Annotated in this window: 14 protein-coding genes and 2 pseudogenes; 5 read left to right on the top strand and 11 right to left on the bottom strand. The window is 46.8% G+C overall.

Annotated features, from left to right (window positions below; genetic code table 11):
• Positions 1-28 precede the first annotated feature (28 nt).
• From H8K52_RS05415 to H8K52_RS05390, 7 genes and pseudogenes are all read right to left on the bottom strand, one after another.
• Entirely contained in the window at positions 29-2,662 is a 2,634-nt protein-coding gene (locus H8K52_RS05415) for a PKD domain-containing protein (protein ID WP_186921874.1), read from the bottom strand.
• Positions 2,663-3,325: 663 nt separating this feature from the next.
• Complete coding sequence (locus H8K52_RS05410) at positions 3,326-4,972, bottom strand: VWA domain-containing protein (RefSeq protein WP_186921873.1); 1,647 nt, start codon at positions 4,970-4,972, stop codon at positions 3,326-3,328.
• Positions 4,973-5,023: 51 nt separating this feature from the next.
• A pseudogene (locus tag H8K52_RS21205) lies at positions 5,024-5,353 on the bottom strand (biotin/lipoyl-containing protein); the annotation flags it as partial.
• A gap of 150 nt (positions 5,354-5,503) precedes the next feature.
• Positions 5,504-7,306: pseudogene (locus H8K52_RS21795) on the bottom strand (AAA family ATPase); the annotation flags it as partial.
• A 359-nt stretch (positions 7,307-7,665) separates the two neighbouring features.
• On the bottom strand, positions 7,666-7,875 hold the full coding sequence (locus tag H8K52_RS21030) for a gamma-glutamylcyclotransferase family protein (protein WP_222613690.1): 210 nt from the start codon (positions 7,873-7,875) through the stop codon (positions 7,666-7,668).
• Between the two features lie 236 nt (positions 7,876-8,111).
• Positions 8,112-9,071 carry a LysR family transcriptional regulator gene (locus H8K52_RS05395; RefSeq protein ID WP_186921871.1) on the bottom strand — a complete coding sequence of 320 codons (960 nt, stop codon included), beginning with the start codon at positions 9,069-9,071 and terminating at the stop codon, positions 8,112-8,114.
• A 250-nt stretch (positions 9,072-9,321) separates the two neighbouring features.
• Positions 9,322-11,157 carry an ABCB family ABC transporter ATP-binding protein/permease gene (locus H8K52_RS05390; RefSeq protein WP_186921870.1) on the bottom strand — a complete coding sequence of 612 codons (1,836 nt, stop codon included), beginning with the start codon at positions 11,155-11,157 and terminating at the stop codon, positions 9,322-9,324.
• A 151-nt stretch (positions 11,158-11,308) separates the two neighbouring features.
• On the opposite strand from H8K52_RS05390, the gene H8K52_RS05385 reads away from it, so the two are divergent.
• Complete coding sequence (locus H8K52_RS05385) at positions 11,309-11,716, top strand: acyl-CoA thioesterase (RefSeq protein WP_186921869.1); 408 nt, start codon at positions 11,309-11,311, stop codon at positions 11,714-11,716.
• Between the two features lie 95 nt (positions 11,717-11,811).
• Here H8K52_RS05385 and H8K52_RS05380 read toward each other — a convergent pair whose 3' ends face one another.
• The 4 genes from H8K52_RS05380 to H8K52_RS05365 form a co-directional block, all read right to left on the bottom strand.
• Positions 11,812-12,225, bottom strand: a complete 414-nt coding sequence (locus H8K52_RS05380) for a hypothetical protein (protein ID WP_186921868.1) — start codon at positions 12,223-12,225, stop codon at positions 11,812-11,814.
• Between the two features lie 30 nt (positions 12,226-12,255).
• Positions 12,256-13,380, bottom strand: a complete 1,125-nt coding sequence (locus H8K52_RS05375) for a YbdK family carboxylate-amine ligase (protein ID WP_186921867.1) — start codon at positions 13,378-13,380, stop codon at positions 12,256-12,258.
• Position 13,381: 1 nt separating this feature from the next.
• The gene (locus tag H8K52_RS05370; protein ID WP_186921866.1) at positions 13,382-14,569 is read right to left on the bottom strand and encodes a cation:proton antiporter; all 1,188 of its coding nucleotides are present in this window, start codon (positions 14,567-14,569) and stop codon (positions 13,382-13,384) included.
• A gap of 222 nt (positions 14,570-14,791) precedes the next feature.
• Positions 14,792-16,051 carry a putative Na+/H+ antiporter gene (locus H8K52_RS05365; protein WP_186921865.1) on the bottom strand — a complete coding sequence of 420 codons (1,260 nt, stop codon included), beginning with the start codon at positions 16,049-16,051 and terminating at the stop codon, positions 14,792-14,794.
• A 303-nt stretch (positions 16,052-16,354) separates the two neighbouring features.
• On the opposite strand from H8K52_RS05365, the gene H8K52_RS05360 reads away from it, so the two are divergent.
• The 4 genes from H8K52_RS05360 to H8K52_RS05345 all read left to right on the top strand — a co-directional run bounded on the left by H8K52_RS05360 (position 16,355) and on the right by H8K52_RS05345 (position 20,685).
• Complete coding sequence (locus tag H8K52_RS05360) at positions 16,355-17,404, top strand: zinc-dependent alcohol dehydrogenase family protein (protein ID WP_186921864.1); 1,050 nt, start codon at positions 16,355-16,357, stop codon at positions 17,402-17,404.
• Positions 17,405-17,476: 72 nt separating this feature from the next.
• Complete coding sequence (locus H8K52_RS05355; protein ID WP_186921863.1) at positions 17,477-18,514, top strand: phosphatidylserine decarboxylase; 1,038 nt, start codon at positions 17,477-17,479, stop codon at positions 18,512-18,514.
• 210 nt (positions 18,515-18,724) lie between these two features.
• Entirely contained in the window at positions 18,725-20,431 is a 1,707-nt protein-coding gene (locus tag H8K52_RS05350) for an MBG-2 domain-containing protein (RefSeq protein WP_186921862.1), read from the top strand.
• Positions 20,362-20,685, top strand: a complete 324-nt coding sequence (locus tag H8K52_RS05345) for an MBG domain-containing protein (protein WP_186921861.1) — start codon at positions 20,362-20,364, stop codon at positions 20,683-20,685. The genes H8K52_RS05350 and H8K52_RS05345 overlap by 70 nt, the downstream gene beginning before the upstream one ends.
• Positions 20,686-20,702 lie beyond the last annotated feature (17 nt).

Genomic DNA, 20,702 nt, shown 5'->3' with positions numbered 1-20,702 from the left:
GACTAATGCCACAAAGTGCTTTGTTTCATCAGCGGGTAATCACCGCAAAACGCGCACCCGCGCCATTGATCTCTTTGGTATTGATTTGTACCAGCACCACGTGCTTTCCAGATGCGCTATGGAAGATGTGCATACCATACGACTGCTGCCCTCCTATAAGCGGTAAAGACATCTCCGTATCCGGTATGAATAATGCTCCAGAAAAACGCTTATACGCTGATGGCAAAGTCGGCGTGTAGGGATAATTATTGCTGGTACTTGGTCCAGCTTGCAAAACCAAAGTTTCGTCTAACAGCGACGAATTACTGAGGCTCAGCGGACGCGTTACACCATTCAACACACCGGCATATTGCAAAGTATCGGTGCGGAAATAGTTGCCAGTAGAGGTGAACAAAATGTTCTGATTCTCTGAAAGATACAGTGGTACATTCAGACTGTAGTCACCGTGATATGGCGAGTCGCCAAATTTGATCGCCTGACTTGTCGTTGGATTGAACGTAAAGTAGTCAATATCAGACGGTGACAAACCCTGTTCCATCAGGAATACTTTATTGAGCTTGTCAGCCAAAATGCCGTACTGCGTTCCATAAAACATTCCTAAATAGCCGGAACCTTGCGCGATCTTTGTGCCAGTTCTCGCATCGATAGCGACCACGGATTCATTCACCCATTGCCCACCTGTCTGTCCAATCAAAAAGACCACACCGCTATTCATTACGAACAAATCAGTATGCGCACCACCCGTCGATGAGGAGCGGATGATCGTTCCAGTCACCAGATCAACTAAACTCACTATTCCTTCATGCAATACACCTGCCAACTTACCATCTGGGCTCAAGCCCAGATTCTTAACTGGCAAAGACAATGCCACAGAACGGATCGAGCCAACAAAAGGATCAACGATACGCAGGGTGTCTGGGTTGGTTGCCGTCACAATCAATTTATCCAAGCCCAAGCTGTATTTGACGCGATCTGGCACAAAATTCAGAGAGACTGAATTGCTCATGTTCGCCAGCACCAACAAATTAAGATAGGCAATACTCGAGGCGCGACCATCAGTGACGGTTACAGCAAGTGAGTAATTTCCTGGCATATCCGGCGTGAACGCTAAGGCAGACGTATTCGCGGTACTAATCACAGCATTACTACCGACTGGCTTAGCATCAATCGTCCAAGCGAATTTCAGCACATCACCGTCTTCGTCGTAACTCAAATCCGCAGACGCGATTACAGGTGAACCAGCCAACACCGACATACGGTCCCGATTAATCAAGGCAACAGGGGCATGCGTGCCGATATCGACACCGATGGTACGCTCAGAATAAGCGCCAGCAGTATCGGTGACACGTAGTCGGAATACATAAGATCCCTCCTTATCGGCAACAAATTTGGGGTCAGCAATCGACAGCGATGACAATGATGCCGTACTTCCGGAAGGTCGTGCCTCAATACTCCATAGGTAAGTCATTACGTCACCATCCGCATCACTACTGAGACTTCCACGCAAAGTCAGCTCTGTTCCAAGACGCAATAAAATATTAGGAGCCGACAGCTGCGCAGTCGGTGTTGCGTTCGAGCCGATACTAGCGATCGGACGACGATTATTAGCATTGATACGCTTGATGTAAGTTGCTTGCGCTCCCTGCGTGTCAGTCACTGTCAAATTCACCACATAAGTACCCAGCGCATCCGGTGTAAAGCCCGCTACATTACCTGTAGCTGACGACAATACTGCGGTACTGCCATTTGGTCGAGAACTCATCACCCAAGCCTTGGTCAACGCTTGGCCATCGGCATCGCTACTAGTCGATCCATCGAGCAAAACGTTATAACCCACCGAGGTCGTCATACTAGTATCACCAACCGCGTTGGCGATCGCAGTCGCATTAGTGATGACGATGGCAGTCGGCACACGATTGTCCGCTTGGAAGGAATAAACCGACTCAAATGAACCGCCCCTGCCATCAGAACCGCGTGCACGGATCTTAAAAATACCTTGTACATCAGCAACCAATCTGGCTGTCTTGCCCGCGAAACTCAGGCCTGCCGAACTCGTCACTGGTCTTTCTATCAGCTCAAATACAACGGATACTTGGTCACCATCAGGGTCTGTCGCACCAGTCGCATCCAAAATAATATTCGCGCCGACGGTGGCGAGTTGTGTCGGCATATTGGTAGGGATAGCATTGAACTGAGCCACAGTAGAAAGGCTAGAAACAGGCACACGATTATCCGCATTAATCACGACTTGCTGCGTCGCGACGCCACCCCGACCATCGCTTACTTTCAGCAACAAGGTATAGCTACCATACAAATCTGGTTTGAACGTGAGTTGCGGCTGTGCCGATGATGGAATCACGGCTGCGCTATTTGCTGGTTTATTGGTCAGAGACCACTCATAAGTCAAAGCATCCCCGTCCGGATCTTTACTCGACGATCCGTCGAGCGTCGCGGATCCACCCATGGTCAAGCTGAGGCTTGAATTACTTGGTGCGCCAGCTGGTGCCTGTAGACCAGTCGCCGTAATCGATACCACCGGCGCATTATTGATCTTGACGCCCGTATCTGGTTTGGAAGTACTCGGCGTTGATCCACCGCCACCGCATGCCACAAGCAGAGACAGCAGCACCGCGGACAACGAGGTCCGCAAATTGTTAGGCATGGCACAGCTCCTTATGTAAAGTCTTACAATAGTTTATGAAATATTACGACGGGCGGAATTATACTTGAAGTAATGACACAACATTTCAAAAATAGCATCCTAAAACCACCAGATTACTCCCGCCTAATACCTACATTTTTTATACCACTTGAATGACTGACTTCACATAAGAATCATGCACGCAAAAATCGCCTCCTTCTCCAACATTTTCGAATGACAAGAACGGAATTTCTAAGCACGATCAACATCAGCATGTGTCACTACGAGCAAACTGCTTTAGTAAAGAAGAAACCAACCGTAGGAAATTAAATATATCAATCTACGTAAATACCAAAAAAGAACCTCAAGCTCGCTTCAACAATCCCTCACTCCAATTGCAATTGGCGATGTCAACAACTTAGGATCGGTTTGGCTTTTCTAGATCGATGTGATCGGTACCTACAACTTCCGCATCGGACATAGAAACGGTAAGTTCACGATCGACGTGTCGCATTAGATGATATTGATTCGACATAATCACCTAGGCACAAATCGAGATCAAAAACACTGCCGACAACTCACGAAAGCGCTCAATGCAAGATCATCTACAAGCTTTTTAGTGCAGGAGATTGGTCTGTGAGATGACAGTCTGGTGTGATGTTCTCATTCAAAAGAAACACAAACCTACAACACAACCACTTCATCGCTAAACGAATCTTCCAACTTCGAACCCGCGCAAAGCACAGAGTACAACATACAATTTAAACGCTCTTTATTTTGTTTGACTTGACTAATAAAATCAGGCGTCAAGCTGCAATCGCCATCGGAAATCATGAGAACGTCGGCTTTAAGATACTCGTCTTGTTCTTCAATAATATTGAAGGCTTTTTTCAACGGCGTTTCATAATCTGTACCACCTCCAAAACCTTGGTTTAGAAATCTTAATAAGCCCACGGAATCATTTTGTTGCCACATCGAAAATTCGCGAATCTCTCCTGCGGAACCAAACAACAAAACATGCAAAGAGCGGTCTTCTTTTTGAAGCATCCTTGAAATTGTCAGTAACAATGCTTTTGCTTTCAATAGCGGAGTGCCATTCATACTCCCAGAGGTATCGAGACACGCAACAACTGGGCCTGTGCGCTTTTTATTAATCTCGGTTTGTTCACCAATAATCAGTTGGGTGCCACTTAGTTCATAGGTCAAAAGATTCTGCTCTAAGAGTTTTGCGTAAAACAACATCTCAAGATCTTCGTCTTCGAGATTTAATAATTCGCTAGGTAACATACGCATTAGATCGTTGCTACGATGTGTGCCGTGGACTTCGCTCTTACTTGCAGAGGGAATTTTTGCTTGTTTCTTTTTTTCTTCCGAAACGTAATTTCGTCCCATTTTTTCCGCGAGATTCTTGATCTTATCGTTGTTCGCTAATTGGCTAGCCAACGCAGTAAAATCTTCATTGCACGCCAACAGTTCGGCGTATGAAAAGCTAGCACCTGAACACGCTGATAGAAAATCTTTGACCTCTTCATATTTTTTACTGATGTCGGTCAATGTTCGACGAAAGCTACCCAATTTCTGACGAACTTCTGCAGGGATGTTCTCATCAGCTATTTCCGCTTCGTAGGCTAGTGTCGCGGCGAGTTCGGAACGAATTTGTTCTATGCTCTGAACATTCAAGGCTTGATTCTGAAAAAAATCACTGTGTGCTTGCCAATCTGGTTCAGGCGTTGAATCTTGAGCCCCATCCTTATCCCAATCCCACAAACGCCACTTACTCGCCCCCAACTTATTTTTCGCATCGGCTTTCAATGAGAGAAGAGTTGGCTCCCAACTTGCACCTGGAAGTGCCGACCACAAGGTCTCCCAGATATTGTCATCGGTATGATCCAACGCTGAATAATCCACGCATTTACTAGAAAATTGATGGCAATTATTGATGACCAAACCATAAAAAGCACGCTCACCAACATGCCCATCTGCACCGTGCGCCACCGCTGGATGTCCCACTGCACCATGTTGATTACAGGAGACATAGATCTTGCGTCCCAAAGTACTTTTAGACGTAAAACTTTGTGGATCGCAACGTTCTACCGTGCTCTCAGCCAATCCATCAACCACAATATTCGAGATCTTGCCATCGCCCACATAAATACCGGAATGTTCTACAGCAAACCATAAATCACAATACAGGACGCTGCCTGGCACGGGCATAACCTTATCCCGGAATGTGCTGTCGACAAAATACTTGATCGTTTTTAAGCCAAATGGGAGTGCCGCATTGAGTACACCTAAGCCTGACTTGGCCAAATTTAGAAAAGAAGAAATCATCAGGCCTCTTTTCTAAAGCCAGACGTTGGCAGATATTTGCATGGTGAGTACCGCTGGTGCAGTACTTGCCGTTGCCGCATCTACACCGGTTACACCGGCTGCCTCCACCAGCAACAGCAAGCTAGCTTTGGCGACTTTATCGCCAACTTTAACCTTCATCTCTTTGACAATACCAGCGTGGCTAGAAGGAATTTCCATACTAGTTTTATCGGACTCAACGGTAATTAAGGATTGATCGACTTTAATGCTGTCACCGACCTTTACCATCACTTCGATGACTTCCATTTCTTTAAAATCACCAATATCCGGTACCTTCACTTCATCCACCGAATTCGAATGTTGCGTTCTAGGTTGTGCCGGATGTGAGCCTACGGAACGCAAAGCTGGCCTGTCTTCCTTAGTATCCCATTGCCAGACAGTGTCAAAATCCCAGTCTAACGTGTTCTCAAAGTAACGCTGCTTGAATAAAGCTGCAGCAACCGTTTTTCCGTCGTTGCCATCGATATCATCTTGCCCACTGTTACTATCAATTGAGGCATTGTTTTTCAGCGTTACTCGGCCTTCCGACTCACCGACAATACGATTTCCTAGGACATCACGTTCTAAAGTTCGAACCAATTTTCCAATGGCACAATGTTCAATATTACTGTCAAAGCACTTCGATGAAATTCCAGAAAAATAAAAGGAATCATGGGTGCTTTCATATTCTGCAGTACCAGTAACAAAACACCGTTTCACGGTACTTCCTTGAGTTAAGCGAAAAGCAATACCACCTCGATGATGGCCTCCTTTTCCCTTCCAATTACCGATCACTAAGCAATCCGTAATTGTGCAATTGGTTGCTGAATTGAAAATCAGACTGCCTCCAGTTTGACAAGCATTAAAGTTGCTATCAGTTGCACTATCTTCAATCAAAATGCCGCTGGCTAAACAATGACTAATGTGACAACCAGAAACTTTGGTAGCCAGACCCACATTGTCCATCTTAAGGTCAAAAATGCTGGACTGTGCCTGAATGTTACTAAAGAGCGTGATCCACTCCAATGTCAACTTGCCAGTAGGGAACGGCCAATCTGGAGTCCCATGGTCATTGTTAACCTTAAGTTTGATAGTATGCCCACCGCCACAGTAGTGGCCCCTAAAAGAAATATCCGTCCAAGAAGTGAGTTCTGAGCAATCGATATCAGTTATTTGTCTGAAGTGATAGCCTTTTAGTCCCACCTCTGGACGGCTCAAATCCATAAGTTCCTCAACTGTCCCAATCAACAGCGGGTCTCGTTCCGTACCACTACCTTTAAGGCCTTTAACAACATTCACTGATTTGCTATTGATTTTAGGTATGGGCAAAGCTGGCGATGGAGCAGCCTCACCTTTTCTTTGAGGCATCGCTCGGCTAAAACTACGTAAAACATTTAGGATAAGTTCATGTACCTTGACAGCGTTTTCCTGATGATTCCATAGACAATTTTTTAGAAGAACGACATCCGACAGGTCAACTTCCTTCCGACCATTGGTAGCTGCGGACATGCACATTAAATGTAAAATTTTCTTTAAGCGCCGATCCGACAAGTTTTCACGACGGTCTTCCTTGAATAGCTCTTTATGCTTTGCCCAAATACGCAATACAGCTTCCTGCACATCTGGCGGGATAGTGACGGTTTGGACAGTAACTGCAAGACTTTCCAAATCGGCTCGATTCAGCTTACTCGAACTAGGAGGATCTCCTGCATTCTCAAATAAAAGTGGCAAATTCTCAGGTTTAACGTAATCAACAAATCCCCTTACCAAAAAGCGGTCGTACAATGCACTGAGTTCTTCTTGATCTGTCGGCAACTCATTTGATGCCGCAATTAGCGACTGCAATGGAACGTCTTGCACCTTTGCTCCATTATGAAATTTTCGCTCATTTAAAATCGTCAATAAAGAATTCAAAATTGAAGAACTCGCTTTGAAAATCTCATCCAGAAACGCAATTTTTACCGTAGGCAAGTAGGCTGCAGTATTGCGCTCAAAACGATCGGACTTCAATGCAGTGATCGATAATGGTCCAAAAATTTCTTCTGGCGTTGAAAATTTAGTGAGTAAATACTCAAAATAGGGATGTACTGTATTTACATTCAGTTCCCCAGACATGGCTTTGTTCGCGTCTTGCTCGTCAAGCGCAAAACAATCAGCAATCCTACGCGCCAACATGCTCTTTCCAGTTCCGGGTGGACCGATTAAAACAATATTTTCACTCGCTAACACCGTCAATAAAGCTAACTTGAGTGTTTCTTCTCGTTCAACTAAGCCATGATTAAGTTGGGTAAGGATGCTTTTGATTTTTTGTTTCATATTCAGTCGTATTTAATATTATTTGGATGAAGCTTGTTAAAGCGTGAAGAATAAATATCTGTGGAGTTGGATTGGTACAATTCTTGTCTGTATTCTACCCAACATGGCCAGCGTTTAAACGAAATCCATTCTTCAACATGATTTTGAACCATGAGCCAGAATATTCGTTACATCAAAAAACATGTTCCAGCAATTGAGATAAAGGTAAAGCCAAGACACCAATCTCAAATAAGAGAATCTCAAGCGTATGCTTGCCATCATTTTTACTCAACTAAGTTTTACTAATACAAGCGACCTGACGTGACAACTTTAGGGTAAGGCGAGCATTAGTCGATTTGTTGCTCCTTAAGATGGACGCCTTATTTGGTCGTTGTGTCGCTGCTTGGATTCCTGAGTGAAAAAACATAGGCTTGAATAATCGAACCATCACGACGTTTTGCTAGCACCTGCACGCGAAGGTAGGCGTCTCCTTCAAACTCGTCTAGCCTTTGCCAATGAGCCGATAACACCTCGGATGTGAAGATCCTCGTTGCCGCTATCGGGCGGGATAATGCCAGGGTAACCGACATCTGCTCCCCCAACATTCTTGTCGCAAAAATCCTCTCACCACCGCTGGTTCCCATGTACCAGAAACGTCAGCAAGAATATGTGCATTTGGTCGACCAGGTGCCAAAGTACCGTAAACGAATAAGTGCTCAGTCATAGTTTTTCCAAAAAGTTGATTGCCAAAATCGGTTCGTGTGCAAATGCATTCATTCTCCCCTTCATCGGACTAGTCGTCACCGCTAAAAGTCGAAAATCTCTCCTACCGCTGCGACCGCACCGTCTTAGACTTATTCGCCAACAAGGACTTTTGCGTCAAATAGTCCCATAGCTTAGCGACCAGTGGTTTGCCAGGTTTCGCTTCCGAGGGTCGTTCGCGATATAGGCGAATTTCCATCTTCACTTCCCAAGTATCGCTGCCACCATCGGCGCGGGCTAATTGTTTTTGTTTGAGTTCGCGCACCACTGCCGATTCGGGTAAAAAGGCGACGCCGCGGCCTTCTAGTGCCATCATTTTTAAGCCTTCAGCCATATCGGTTTCGTAGCATTTATCTAGATGCAAAGCGCACTTGGGTTGTGTCAGAATCAGATCGACCATGCGATCGAGATAGGCATTATTGGCGTAGGCCAAAAACGGTAATGGTTGCTCTATGCTGCCGGGCAAAAGGAAATCAGGTTGTCGTGATTTATCGCAGCGTGAATACGCGCGCAAGGTTTCGCTGCCCATGCTGATCATGTCGTACTGCGCTGGGTCTAACAATAAAGGTTGTTGTGGGTGGTGATAACACAGCATTAGATCGCAACCACCTTCGACCAGACTCATGACTGCGTCATGCACGTTTAAAGCTAGCAAGCGGCTATTGATATCACCAAAATTAGTCTGTAATTCGGACAACCATTTAGGCACGAAAGTCAGCGACAAAGTGTGCGGTACGGCAAAATCGATCGTGGTTTGAATCGAGGTGCGTTTGCCACGTAGGAGTGCGCGGGCATTGTTGATTTGCCCTAGCATCGCAATCGCTTGTTCGAAAAAAATCTCACCCGCATTGGTCAATCGAGTTGGGTACGAGGTACGATCAATCAGATCCGCGCCTAGCCAGGCTTCGAGCGATTGGATGCGGCGCGAAAAAGCTGGCTGTGTCACGTGGCGTAATTCTGCGGAGCGACTAAAACTATTGGTTTCCGCCAACGAGACGAAATCTTCTAGCCATTTGGTTTCCATAATGCGGTTCTTAAAAAATATTTATCAATGGTTTTTGTCATCTTTCCTGACTTGATTCTTCTTATCTCAGGACTAGTATTCTTGATCGATTTGGTTTCAAAGTCCCTTCATGCTTTGCGGAGTTCTCCTCAAAACATTGCAGCTTCTGAACCACCCTCACCCTAGCCCTCTCCCGCTTGCGGGAGAGGGGACATTAACGGCTATGAGCAGCTAAGGATTTAATTCGTTTTGCATAACTTCATTTTGTACTTCAAGCATCATCAGCAGACAAACTGCCATCACCATGATGTTGCTGCCGTTCCCACATCTGCGAGTACGCGCCTGCCATCGCCATCAATTCAGGATGCGTACCACGTTCTATGATGCGTCCTTTATCCATCACCAAAATTTGCTGGGCATCGACGATGGTCGATAACCTGTGCGCGATGACTAAGCTGGTGCGGCTCTTGGCGATTTGTTTGAGCTGGGCTTGTATCATTTGTTCGGATTTGGAATCGAGTGCCGAGGTCGCTTCATCGAAGATCATCACGACTGGATTTTTCAATAGAGTGCGGGCGATGGCGACTCTTTGTTTTTCCCCGCCTGAGAGTTTCAATCCGCGTTCACCGACCATGGTGTCATAGCCATCCGGCAAGCTTTCGATGAAGTCATGAATGTAGGCTGCTTTCGCCACCGCCACCACTTCTTCATGCGTTGCACCGGGTTGACCGTAAGCGATGTTATAGCCAATCGTGTCATTAAATAAAACCGTGTCTTGCGGCACAATCCCGATCGCCTGACGCAAAGAATGTTGGTTAATATCCATAATGTTTTGTCCAGCGATTTGGATGCTGCCAGATTGGATATCGTAAAAACGGAATAGCAAGCGCGACAAAGTTGATTTACCCGATCCGCTATGCCCGACCACGGCCGTTGTCGTCCCAGCGGCAATCTTAAAATCGACATCAAATAAAATCTGACGTTTTTCTTCGTAGCTGAAATTCACCTGATGAAACTCGACATCAGGTGAAGCGTGTCCATGCAATTGCAGCACAGGTGCGTTTTCTTTATCGGCAATCTCTTTATTTTGGTCGAGCAAGGTAAACAACTTTTCCATATCTGCCAAACTTTGCTTAATCTCGCGATAAAGCACACCTAAGAAATTGAGCGGAATATACAGCTGTATCATGAAGGCATTCACCAAGACCAAATCACCGAGTGTCATGCTCTTATCGATCACGCCTTGCGCGGCACGCCACAAAATCAAAGTCACTGCCGTGGCAATAATCAGCGATTGACCCGCATTGAGCATGGACAGCGTGGTCTGCGATTTGACCGCCGCTTTCTCGTAACTTTGCAAACCCTGATCGTAACGCTGCGCTTCGTATTCTTCGTTACCGAAGTATTTAACCGTCTCGTAATTCAACAAGGAATCGATAGCCTTGGTACTGGCTTTCGAATCCAGATCATTCATGGTGCGGCGAAAATTGGTGCGCCACTCGGTGACCGCGATCGTGAAAATAATATAGGTAATGAGCGCCACGATGGTGATGATTGCGAACCACTTATCGTATTGCACGAACAGATAAGTAAGTACCAAACCGATTTCCAAAAGCGTCGGTACGATACTAAACAGAGCAAACGATACCAAAGAAGAGACTGCCCGCGTACCACGTTCAATATCCCGTGTCATGCCACCGGTTTGACGATTCAAATGAAAACGCAAAGATAAGGCATGTAAATGCCGGAACACTTTGAGCGCAATTGTGCGCACTGCTCTCTGTGTCACTTTGGCGAAGACAAATTCACGTAACTCGGTAAACAAGGTTGTCGATAAGCGCAAGAGGCCATACGCCAACAAGACGCTGACTGGCAACACCATCAAGGACGTCGGACTCAAAGGATTGACTGTCAATTGATCTACCAATTCCTTTAAGACCAACGGTACACCCACATTGGCAAGCTTAGCGCCGACCAAAAAACTGAGGGCTAACATTACCCGCCACTTATATGCCCACAAATACGGTAATAAAGTTTTAACGGTTGACCAGTCACCGCGAACGGCACTGGGACTGGCAGGTGAAGAAGGTCGAGAATCGCGGCGCATGGCTTACCATCAGTAAAAGAATTTGCTATATCATTGTTTCTTATCGCGCTAGCGAGAACATGCTAGTCAACTACCACGCGACAATCGATTCAAAGACTCAAAAGAAATTCCTGCGATTGTATCGCGTTCAATCGACCTAAGAGAGAAAGCCATGTCAGATAACACAAAAACCTCACTCCCGAACACCATGCCGACGTTACGCGTGATGCCGATGCCATCCGATGCCAACATCCACGGCGACGTCTTTGGGGGCTGGATCATGGCACAGGTCGACGTGGCTGGGGCAGTACCCGCCGCCCGACGCGCCAATGGTCGGGTGGCGACGATTGCGGTGAATTCGTTTTTGTTTAAACAACCCGTCTTCGTCGGCGATCTGTTGTCGTTTTATGCGGAAGTGACAAAGGTCGGCAACACATCAATCACGGTGTATGTGGAAGTGTATGCAGAACGCAATCGCTTGCAGGCAGACACGGTCAAGGTTACAGAAGCAACATTAACCTATGTCGCTACTGATGAGAACCGTAAGCCTCGGTTGATCCCGCCGCTCGACTTGCTGTAACTACCTTTTTTGTTCAGCGCGGTCTTCAACAAAAGATGGATATGCTTGGTTGTCTGTCCAAGCTATCCATCTTCAGTAATGCGTTTGACTGGCTCTCAAACAGCTTGTATCGCGGGAATAAAAATGGAACCGAGAATTAACATCCCCAGAACCAATGACGTGATCCCAATCAAAGCAAGATAAGTATTCGCATAGGGGACTACTTTGTTTGTAAATTTCCGATGCCATTGCCATGGTAGGAGGAACAGGCAAGCGGTAGTTGCGACCAACAACCAACCGAAACTCCAGTACACATCAGCGAACAACATATTTGTACTTTGATGTATCAAGGCAAAGCCAATCGCCATTCGAAGAAACAATTCCAAATAATGCATCGCAGCGCTGTTTGCAAAACCGAGCAAGAATCGGGCTGCCATTGTCGGTTTCAACAATGCAACAATGCCGAGCAGAATGAAATAAACAGCAGTCAAAAAAATCAGCGCAATTGCTACAAAATTGAGGATGATCATTTGAGACTCTCCGAGTGATTAATGCAGCATTTACAGCACAGATTGTCTGAACTTCTGCAGTGAAAAATCCACCATACCTTCGACGCTGCCACGGTGGGCGAATTCATTGCGTAAGAAACTAGCATCACTGCCAGTGTGGGTCGCTTGGTAAATATGCTCCAAAGCCGCATTTGCGCCCAATGCATCAGCATGTGATTGAATTTTACGTAAAGTCGTTAAGATATCTTCACGTAAAGGCATTTGCTCATACGACTTAGGATGCACTATTGTGCCGTCAAGTCCAAATCGACAGGCTTGAAAGCGATTGTAGTTATAAACCAAGTAATCATCTTCGGCTGGTGGGGGCTCATTTCGTTCTAGTAAGTACTTGCATAAGGCCTGCAGATAACAAGCCAATCCAGCAGCGCGCTCTACCGTTAGTGGTGTATCACAGACGCGTAGTTCTATCGTGCCATATTCAGGTTTAGGCCGAATATCCCAATAAAAATCTTTCATACTCTTAACAACGCCGGTATGTTCCATTTTCTCAAAGTAATGTTTTTCAAATTCATCCCATTTTAGAAAAAAAGGGGCCCGACCACTCAATGGAAAAGCAAACACAGAGTTGAGCCGCGCTGAATTAAATAGCGTGTCATGCCCTTGTACAAAAGGCGAGGAAGCGGACAAGGCAATAAAGTGCGGCACATAGCGATTCAATGCATGCAGCAAAAATAAAGCTTCATCACCACTAGTACAGCCGATATGGACATGCTGACCAAAAATGGTAAATTGTTTGGTCAGGTATCCATATAGAACGGACACTTCCTGAAAACGGGGTTTTTTGAAGATACGTCGATCGGACCAAATTTGAAATGGATGTGTCCCACCACCGCCAATACCGATATTCAGACGATCTGCTGCACGAATCAAGATATCCCGCATTTGACACAATTCGGCAACCAACGATCCATACTCAGAGTGCACGCTGGTGGCAATCTCTAGCATGCTTTCTGTCACCTCTGGCGTTACCACTCCAGGAAAAGCATTGCGAGAAAGTAGTTCAAGCATATCTGGACTAGCAGCTACCAGATCAAAATCAGTCAGGCTCACTAATTGAAGTTCTAACTCGACACCCATGCTCAGTGCCTGTGAATTCTTAAATTTCTCGAGTGCCATTTCAATCCTCCTTATTTTCAGGAACTTCATGTGCCCAAATCAAAGCTCTTTGTATAAACAGAGGCCCTAAGATTTCGAGCGTCAAAGCGGCAGTCGCTAAAGGCGCGAGTTGATCCACCAAATTGACGCCTATGTATCTGGTTTGCTCTAGCACCAAAATCACAAATGCAGAAATTGGCATCGTTGCCATCCCGATTAAAGCGCCTTTGCGCCAAGAAATACCGCTGACTTTTGCGTATATGCCGATACCGGCCATCTTGGCAACTTGACGAACGACGATGATGGCAAGCCCTAAGCCGACACCAGCGACAACTTGTTTCCATTCAATCGTTGCAGCAATAAAAACAAACAAGATCACCGACAACAAATCACCAAGCGCCCCAAATCCTCGCTGAGAGGCATTTAAAATGATACGTCTGTGGCGTGCAACCAAGCCGAAGGTCAAGGTGGCCAGCACAGGCGATAATTTTAGGCTGTGTGTCAATGCGACGATAAAAACAACGGCAATTGTGAATGCGAGAGTGCCATCTTGGTTAAGTCGTTTGGTTTTGCGCAGTACAGCTGGTATCAAGACACCAAACATTAAACCTAATGCGGCAGAGACAATTAATACAATTAATCCGTTATAACTCGCATCCCATAAATTGCCAGAAGTCTTAAAGATTACCAGTCCCACGATCACCTTAAATACCAAAACTGCAAGGACGCAATTGAGTACAGAAAGATGCAAGACACGTTCTGTCACTTGACCTGAGCTTTTTTGCTCATTAATCACCCGAAGTATCGTGGCTGGCGAAGTTGCCATTGATAATGCAGCTAAGAGCAGAGCCGAGGTTTCTGTTTGATCAAAGGCAAGCACCAAAAAATAGACACTGGCAAATGTAAGGATGGCCTCAGTCAAGCTCGCCGCGGCGATCCAAGGATTACTACGTAGCCAGCGCAAATTAATTCGATAGCCGCTTTCAAACAAGATCAGACCAAACGCGATATTCGCCATCAATAGCATGGTCGGTGACTGACTAGCGGGTAGCAATCCACCTTGTGAAGGTGCCAGTACAAATCCGACCAATGCATAAGCGCTGATGCGCGACAACTTGAGCCAACGATAAGCAAATTCACCAGCTATCCATGCCAGTAATATAGCAAGCGGCCACGCCATATCATTTCGGAGTGTAGTCAGTTCTATCATGATTTCCTTTCTACTGGTTTCACATCAAACGCTTTTATCAATCATCACAATTGCCCATAAAATTGCAGTGGATATCATTCACACACAAACCGATCTGCCCCAATGCCATGAAATTGAATAGGTTAATTCGTCTCATGCACTACGGCATTGGCAATCGCCCCACTTACCAAGCCTCAATTAAGCACACCCCACCTCTGCGTCAATTACGCCATTTTTCGATGCTTATAAAAACATAAAAGCCAAAATCGCCACCAAGGTTGGCAAGAGTGCGCCGATCAAGAGCTCTCCCGCGCCAATTGACTCATCAGCAAATCCGCGCTTAAGCAGGGCTACACCAGCTGGATTCGGCGCGTTCGCGATCATCGTCAAACCACCACCAGCTACCGCACCTGCGACTAAGCTATATTTCGCTTGCTCCGAGATCCCGGTAATCAATGAGCCGAGATAAGTCAGAGCCGCATTGTCGGTGACCGCGGTTAATGCAGTTGCACCAAAGAACAGCACCTTTGGCGACATGTTGGCCACCAATGGTTGTAACCACCATTGTTGTAATCCACCGAGCACGACCAAACCTGCTAAGAAAAAAGCGACCAGCAATGCCTCTTTAATGATCAGTGGATTTTGGTGCCGCTCGTACGCTTGCGTGACACCCAGAAACATAAGAAACAGGCCAAGGAAGGCGACTGGATGATGAGCCAAAGTGACGACACCAACCAAGAAAGCAATATGCACTAGCGTCAATACGATTGGCGCTGGCTTTCTTTCATCAGCATCGGGTGTCGACACTTGATCAGGCAAATGTTTTCTCAATACAACGACGGCGATGGTGGCATTAATCACCACTGCAATTGCAGCCTTCCAACCAAAGGTTGCCAGCATAAAAGCCGAGTCCCATTGCCATGTTGCGGCCACCATCAGTACTGGCGGCGCCGCAAAGGAGGTCAAGGTGCCACCAATTGACACATTGACGAATAACACGCCGAGGGCAAAATATTTCAGGCGCTCAGGAACATCGCTTCTAAACACTTGCGGTGCGAGCATCAACGCCGCAATCGTCATTGCCGCTGGCTCAGTAATCGCAGAGCCTAGCAATGGCACCGCTGCCAAACCTAGCCATGCACTCACCAATGTATTGCGCAGTGGTATGAATCGCGCGGTCAAACTCACCGCATTCAAGACTAATTGAAGAATGGGGCGAGATGCCGCCACCACCATCACCACAAAGACAAATAAAGGTTCGGTGTATTGGCGCGACTCGGCATAGGCAAGCGCCTGATCACCACCGTTAATCGCCGCCATCGTAAAAATCAAAACGATAGCCCAGAAGCCGAACACGACTTCAACTTCACCCAGCAGGTGAAATAATCCCGCATGACGCGGATAGCGGTGGGAGAGGCGTTCGAATTGTTTGGCGGAGAAGGTGTGGAGTAAAGCGATTGCGAAAAGGATAGCGGCAATCAACTCAATAGAAAGATGGGTCATGGGCTTTAGATGTGAAAAAACAGCGAGGCGGCCCGACCGTCGCTGAAACCTGCTGCATCACATGTGATGTGCACCCGCCACGATTTTAACCGATTTATCCATCTTAAGCGATGCAGAACAATAAAGATCGGACAATGTCGCATTTTGCAAAAGGCAACACGCACTCAATTTTCATGAAAAAACTGAGAGAGGATTGCACCTACACACGGTGTCAAACAAACCTATATGTTCCCTAACGCACTGAATGTCTACCGCAAAAGACTAGGCTAATGAGTTCATCACACTCAATCACAGGTAGCCATCATGAAAGCATTTATTTACAGCGGTATCAATCAACAAAAGATAGAGGATCGTCCTAAACCTAGCATAGACAAACCCAGCGATGCCATTGTCCGCGTGACCAAAACCAGTATTTGCGGAACCGATTTACATATCTTAAAAGGGGATGTCGCTACCTGCACGCCAGGCCGCATCTTGGGTCATGAAGGTGTGGGCGTGATTGATGCTGTCGGTGCAGGCGTTAGCAATTTTAAGGTCGGTGATCGCGTTCTGATTTCCTGTATTACCTCCTGTGGCAAGTGCGAGTACTGCAAAAAAATGATGTACTCGCATTGCACTGACGGTGGCTGGATCTTGGGTAATACCATCGATGGCACGCAAGCAGAATTTGTCAGAATTCCTTATGCCGATACTAGCTTGTATCCGATTCCTGCTGGTGCCGATGAAGAAAGCATGTTGATGTTGAGCGACATTCTGCCAACTGGATTTGAGTGCGGTGTACTCAATGGAAAAATACAAGTCGGTAACACTGTCGCCATTGTCGGTGCTGGCCCTATCGGTATGGCGGCACTGCTGACCGCGCAATTCTATTCGCCATCGCAAATCATCGTCATCGATTTAGATGCATCGCGTCTCGCCATGGCACGGCAATTCGGCGCTACTGCGACGGTGCTCAGTAGCGAAATCGATGCCAAAGAACAGGTGTTGAAATTGACCGAGGGCAAAGGCGTAGACACAGCGATTGAGGCGGTGGGTATTCCTGCGACTTTCGAATTTTGTCAGGCGATTATCGCAGTCGGCGGCACCATTGCCAATGTCGGCGTGCATGGACATAAAGTTGACTTGCATCTGGAAACTCTATGGGACAAAAACATCACGATCACTACCGCTTTAGTCAATACCTCGAGTACGCCTATGCTGCTCAAAGCCATTGCAGCGGAAAAGATTCAGGCCAAAAAGCTCGTCACGCATCACTTCCGATTCGATCAAATCTTGGATGCCTACGATAGCTTTCGCGATGCCGCCAAGACGCATGCACTGAAGCTGGTCATTAGCATGCAGGAGCCCGGTTGAGTCTTGTGAATGATTCAGCGACAAATGGTCATCCCAATCATCCCAACAATCCTGACGCATCCGGAGCACATCATGCACGCCCATCAAAACATCACCAACGAACTCATTACCCTTCTCAATGATCAGCCTTCACTGCAAGAGGCGCTATTAGCGTCTTTTAAACGTGCCAATTTCAGCGATATACAAAGCTTAAAAGACTATTTCGACTTTTTGGATGCGACGGTCACCTTGATTCCCAATGTACGCAATCTCAACCCTGTCGTCAGCAAATTCTATTTCATCATTGGTCAATCCCCTGATTATGTCTTACGTCATCATGAAGCATTTCAAGAATGGGTCAGAAAATTTGCCAGTGATTGGGGCACATTTTTGGACACAGTCGAGTCCGCTGCCAGCTTACCAAGCTTCTATGCAGATCCTAGCTATCACATGGATGACTACATACAGACGCCCGGTGGTTGGTTCAGTTTCAATCAATTCTTTGCTCGCCAAGTCAAACCGGGCAAGCGCCCTATCGACGGCTTATGTGACGATCACAGTGTCGTATCGCCGGCTGATAGTGTGTACCAAGGCGCTTGGAAAATCGCAGAGGAATCGACCATTACCATCAAAGACTTGCGTTGGTCGGTACTAGATTTTCTTGCAGGCAGTCCCTATCAAGAGCGCTTTAAAAATGGTTTGTTCACCCATAGTTTCTTAGATGTGAATGACTATCACCGCTTTCATTTACCAATTGCTGGCATCGTTAAAGAGTTGCGCAAGATCCCTGGCTATGCGGTGATGGATGTCATTCGAAATCCTGATGGCAGTCTGAGTATTGTGGATGGCGTCGGCTATCAATTTACGCAAGATCGCGGCTTAATCATTATCGAGACTGCAATTGGCATGGTGGCGGTGCTGCCGATCGGCATGGCACAAGTCTCTTCGGTCAATCTGACGCCAGATCTTGGCGCTAGCCTGCACAAAGGCGAAGAATTTGGCTATTTTGCTTTTGGCGGCTCTGACATTATCACCTTATATGAGTCCGATAAAGTCGAGCTGACCGCGCGCGTGGGTCAACACTATTTGCAGGGGCAACAGTTAGGTCACGTGCGTCATCATATTGATTAAGCCGTGACTAAATGGTGACTAAATATCTCATCGTGTTCTCTCATCACACGTCCTGGTAGCGCCTCCGAAAAGCGAAGTCTGAGACGATTTCCGAGTGTCAGATTATCGACACTCCCCTTGCTAACATCGATCAATACTGCGTGCCAGCGCACAGATCATAAGAACAAAAACGACCAGCATCATGAATGCTTAACAATCTACTGCTGTCATTTGCGTTTATCAACCGAAAGTCACTATGTTCAAATTAAGAATTATGGTGACACGCTAAGCTTGCCATTGACTGCATTTACCACCAGCGGCTTGGTCAATGGAGACACCATTGTAAGTGTGCTGGAAACGAGTCCGGGCACCGTCGCTAGCGCGAATGTGATTGGTAGTCCCTATGCCATCACACCGAGTGCGGCAAGTGGCACTTTTACGCCATCGAACTACACGCTAAGTTATGTCAATGGAAGTTTGACGATCATGCCGGTTGCTCTTACGGTAACAGCCAATGACGCGACAAAAACTTACGGTCAGTCAGTATCGCTGCCGCTCACCGCCTTCACAAGTAGTGGTTTGGTCAATGGGGACACCATCGTTAGTGTGAATGAATCTAGCCCTGGCACAGTCGCCACAGCGAGCGTTATTGGTAGCCCTTATGTCATCACGCCGAGTAATGCAAGTGGTTCATTCATTGCGTCTAATTACACGCTAAGTTATGTCAATGGCGCGCTTACCGTGCAGCCAAGACCGTTAATCGTAACCGCCAACGACGCCAGCAAAAATTATGGTCAAAGTATTTCACTGCCTCTCACAGCTTTCACCACCAATGGCTTAGTCAATGGTGATACTGTCGTCAGCGTCAACGAAACTAGCGCAGGCACGATCGCCACGGCGAATGTTGTTGGTAGTCCTTACGCCATCACCCCTAGCGCGGCCAGCGGATCATTTATCGCGTCAAATTACACGTTAAGTTATGTTGATGGTGCACTGAGCGTGTTGCCGGTTCCACTGGTAGTGAAAGCAAATGATGCGAGCAAGAATTATGGACAGGGTATCAATTTTGCGCCAACGGCTTTTACCGCCCAAGGTTTAGTCAATGGCGATACGATCCTGAGTGTGAACGAGAACAGTCCAGGTGCAGCAGCGTCAGCCAACGTGATTGGTAGCCCATATGCCATCACGCCGAGTGGCGCTAGTGGGGCGTTTTCAGCATCAAACTACACGCTGAGTTATGTCAATGGTGCCCTGACTGTGCTACCAACGCCGCTAGTGATTACGGCCAATAACGCCAGCAAAAACTATGGTCAAACACTCACACTTCCACTCACCGCGTTTACCAGCAGTGGCCTGGTGAATGGCGATACAGTCGTCAGCGTCAATGAAACTAGCCCTGGTACCGTCGCATCCGCAAGCATCGCAGGTAGTCCATACACCATCACGCCGAGTGCAGCTAGCGGTACGTTTACCCCATCAAACTACACCATCACGTATGTCAATGGCATCCTAACTATCCAGTCCATTCCCTTGGTTATCACGGCAAATGATCAGATAAAAAATTATGGTCAGGCCATGACCCTACCTCTGACTGCATTTACCACTAGCGGTCTAATTAACGGTGACACGGTTGTCAGCGTGAATGAAATAAGTGCAGGCACGAGCGCAGCTGCCAACGTGGTTGGTAGTCCTTACACCATCGTTCCTAGTGGCGCTAGTGGTTCGTTCACGGCGTCGAATTACACTATTTCTTACGTCAATGGCGCCTTAACCGTATTGCCTATCCCTCTTGTAGTGAAGGCCAATGACGCCAGCAAAAATTATGGCCAGACGATCACGCTACCACTCACCGCTTTTACCAGTCTGGCTTGGTCAATGGTGACACCATCGTTAGCGTCAATGAATCTAGCCCTGGCACCATCGCCACCGCAAATGTGATCGGTAGTCCATATGCCATTACACCTAGCGGTGCAAGTGGTTCCTTTGTGCTATCCAATTACACGCTAAGTTACGTCAATGGCGCGCTCACTGTCGTGCCAATTCCTTTGGTCGTGACAGCCAATGACGCTAGTAAAAGTTATGGTCAGACGATGACGTTGCCAAGCAATGCCTTTACGACCAGCGGCTTAGTGAATAGTGATACGGTGGTCAGCGTCAATGAGACTAGCTCAGTTATGTCAATGGAGCCTTAACCGTACTGCCGATTCCT

Source organism: Affinundibacterium seohonense (assembly GCF_014284305.1).
Lineage (GTDB): Bacteria > Pseudomonadota > Gammaproteobacteria > Burkholderiales > Burkholderiaceae_D > Undibacterium > Undibacterium seohonense.
Note: the sequence above shows the minus strand (reverse complement) of the source record. Positions and strands in the feature narration are given on the sequence as shown.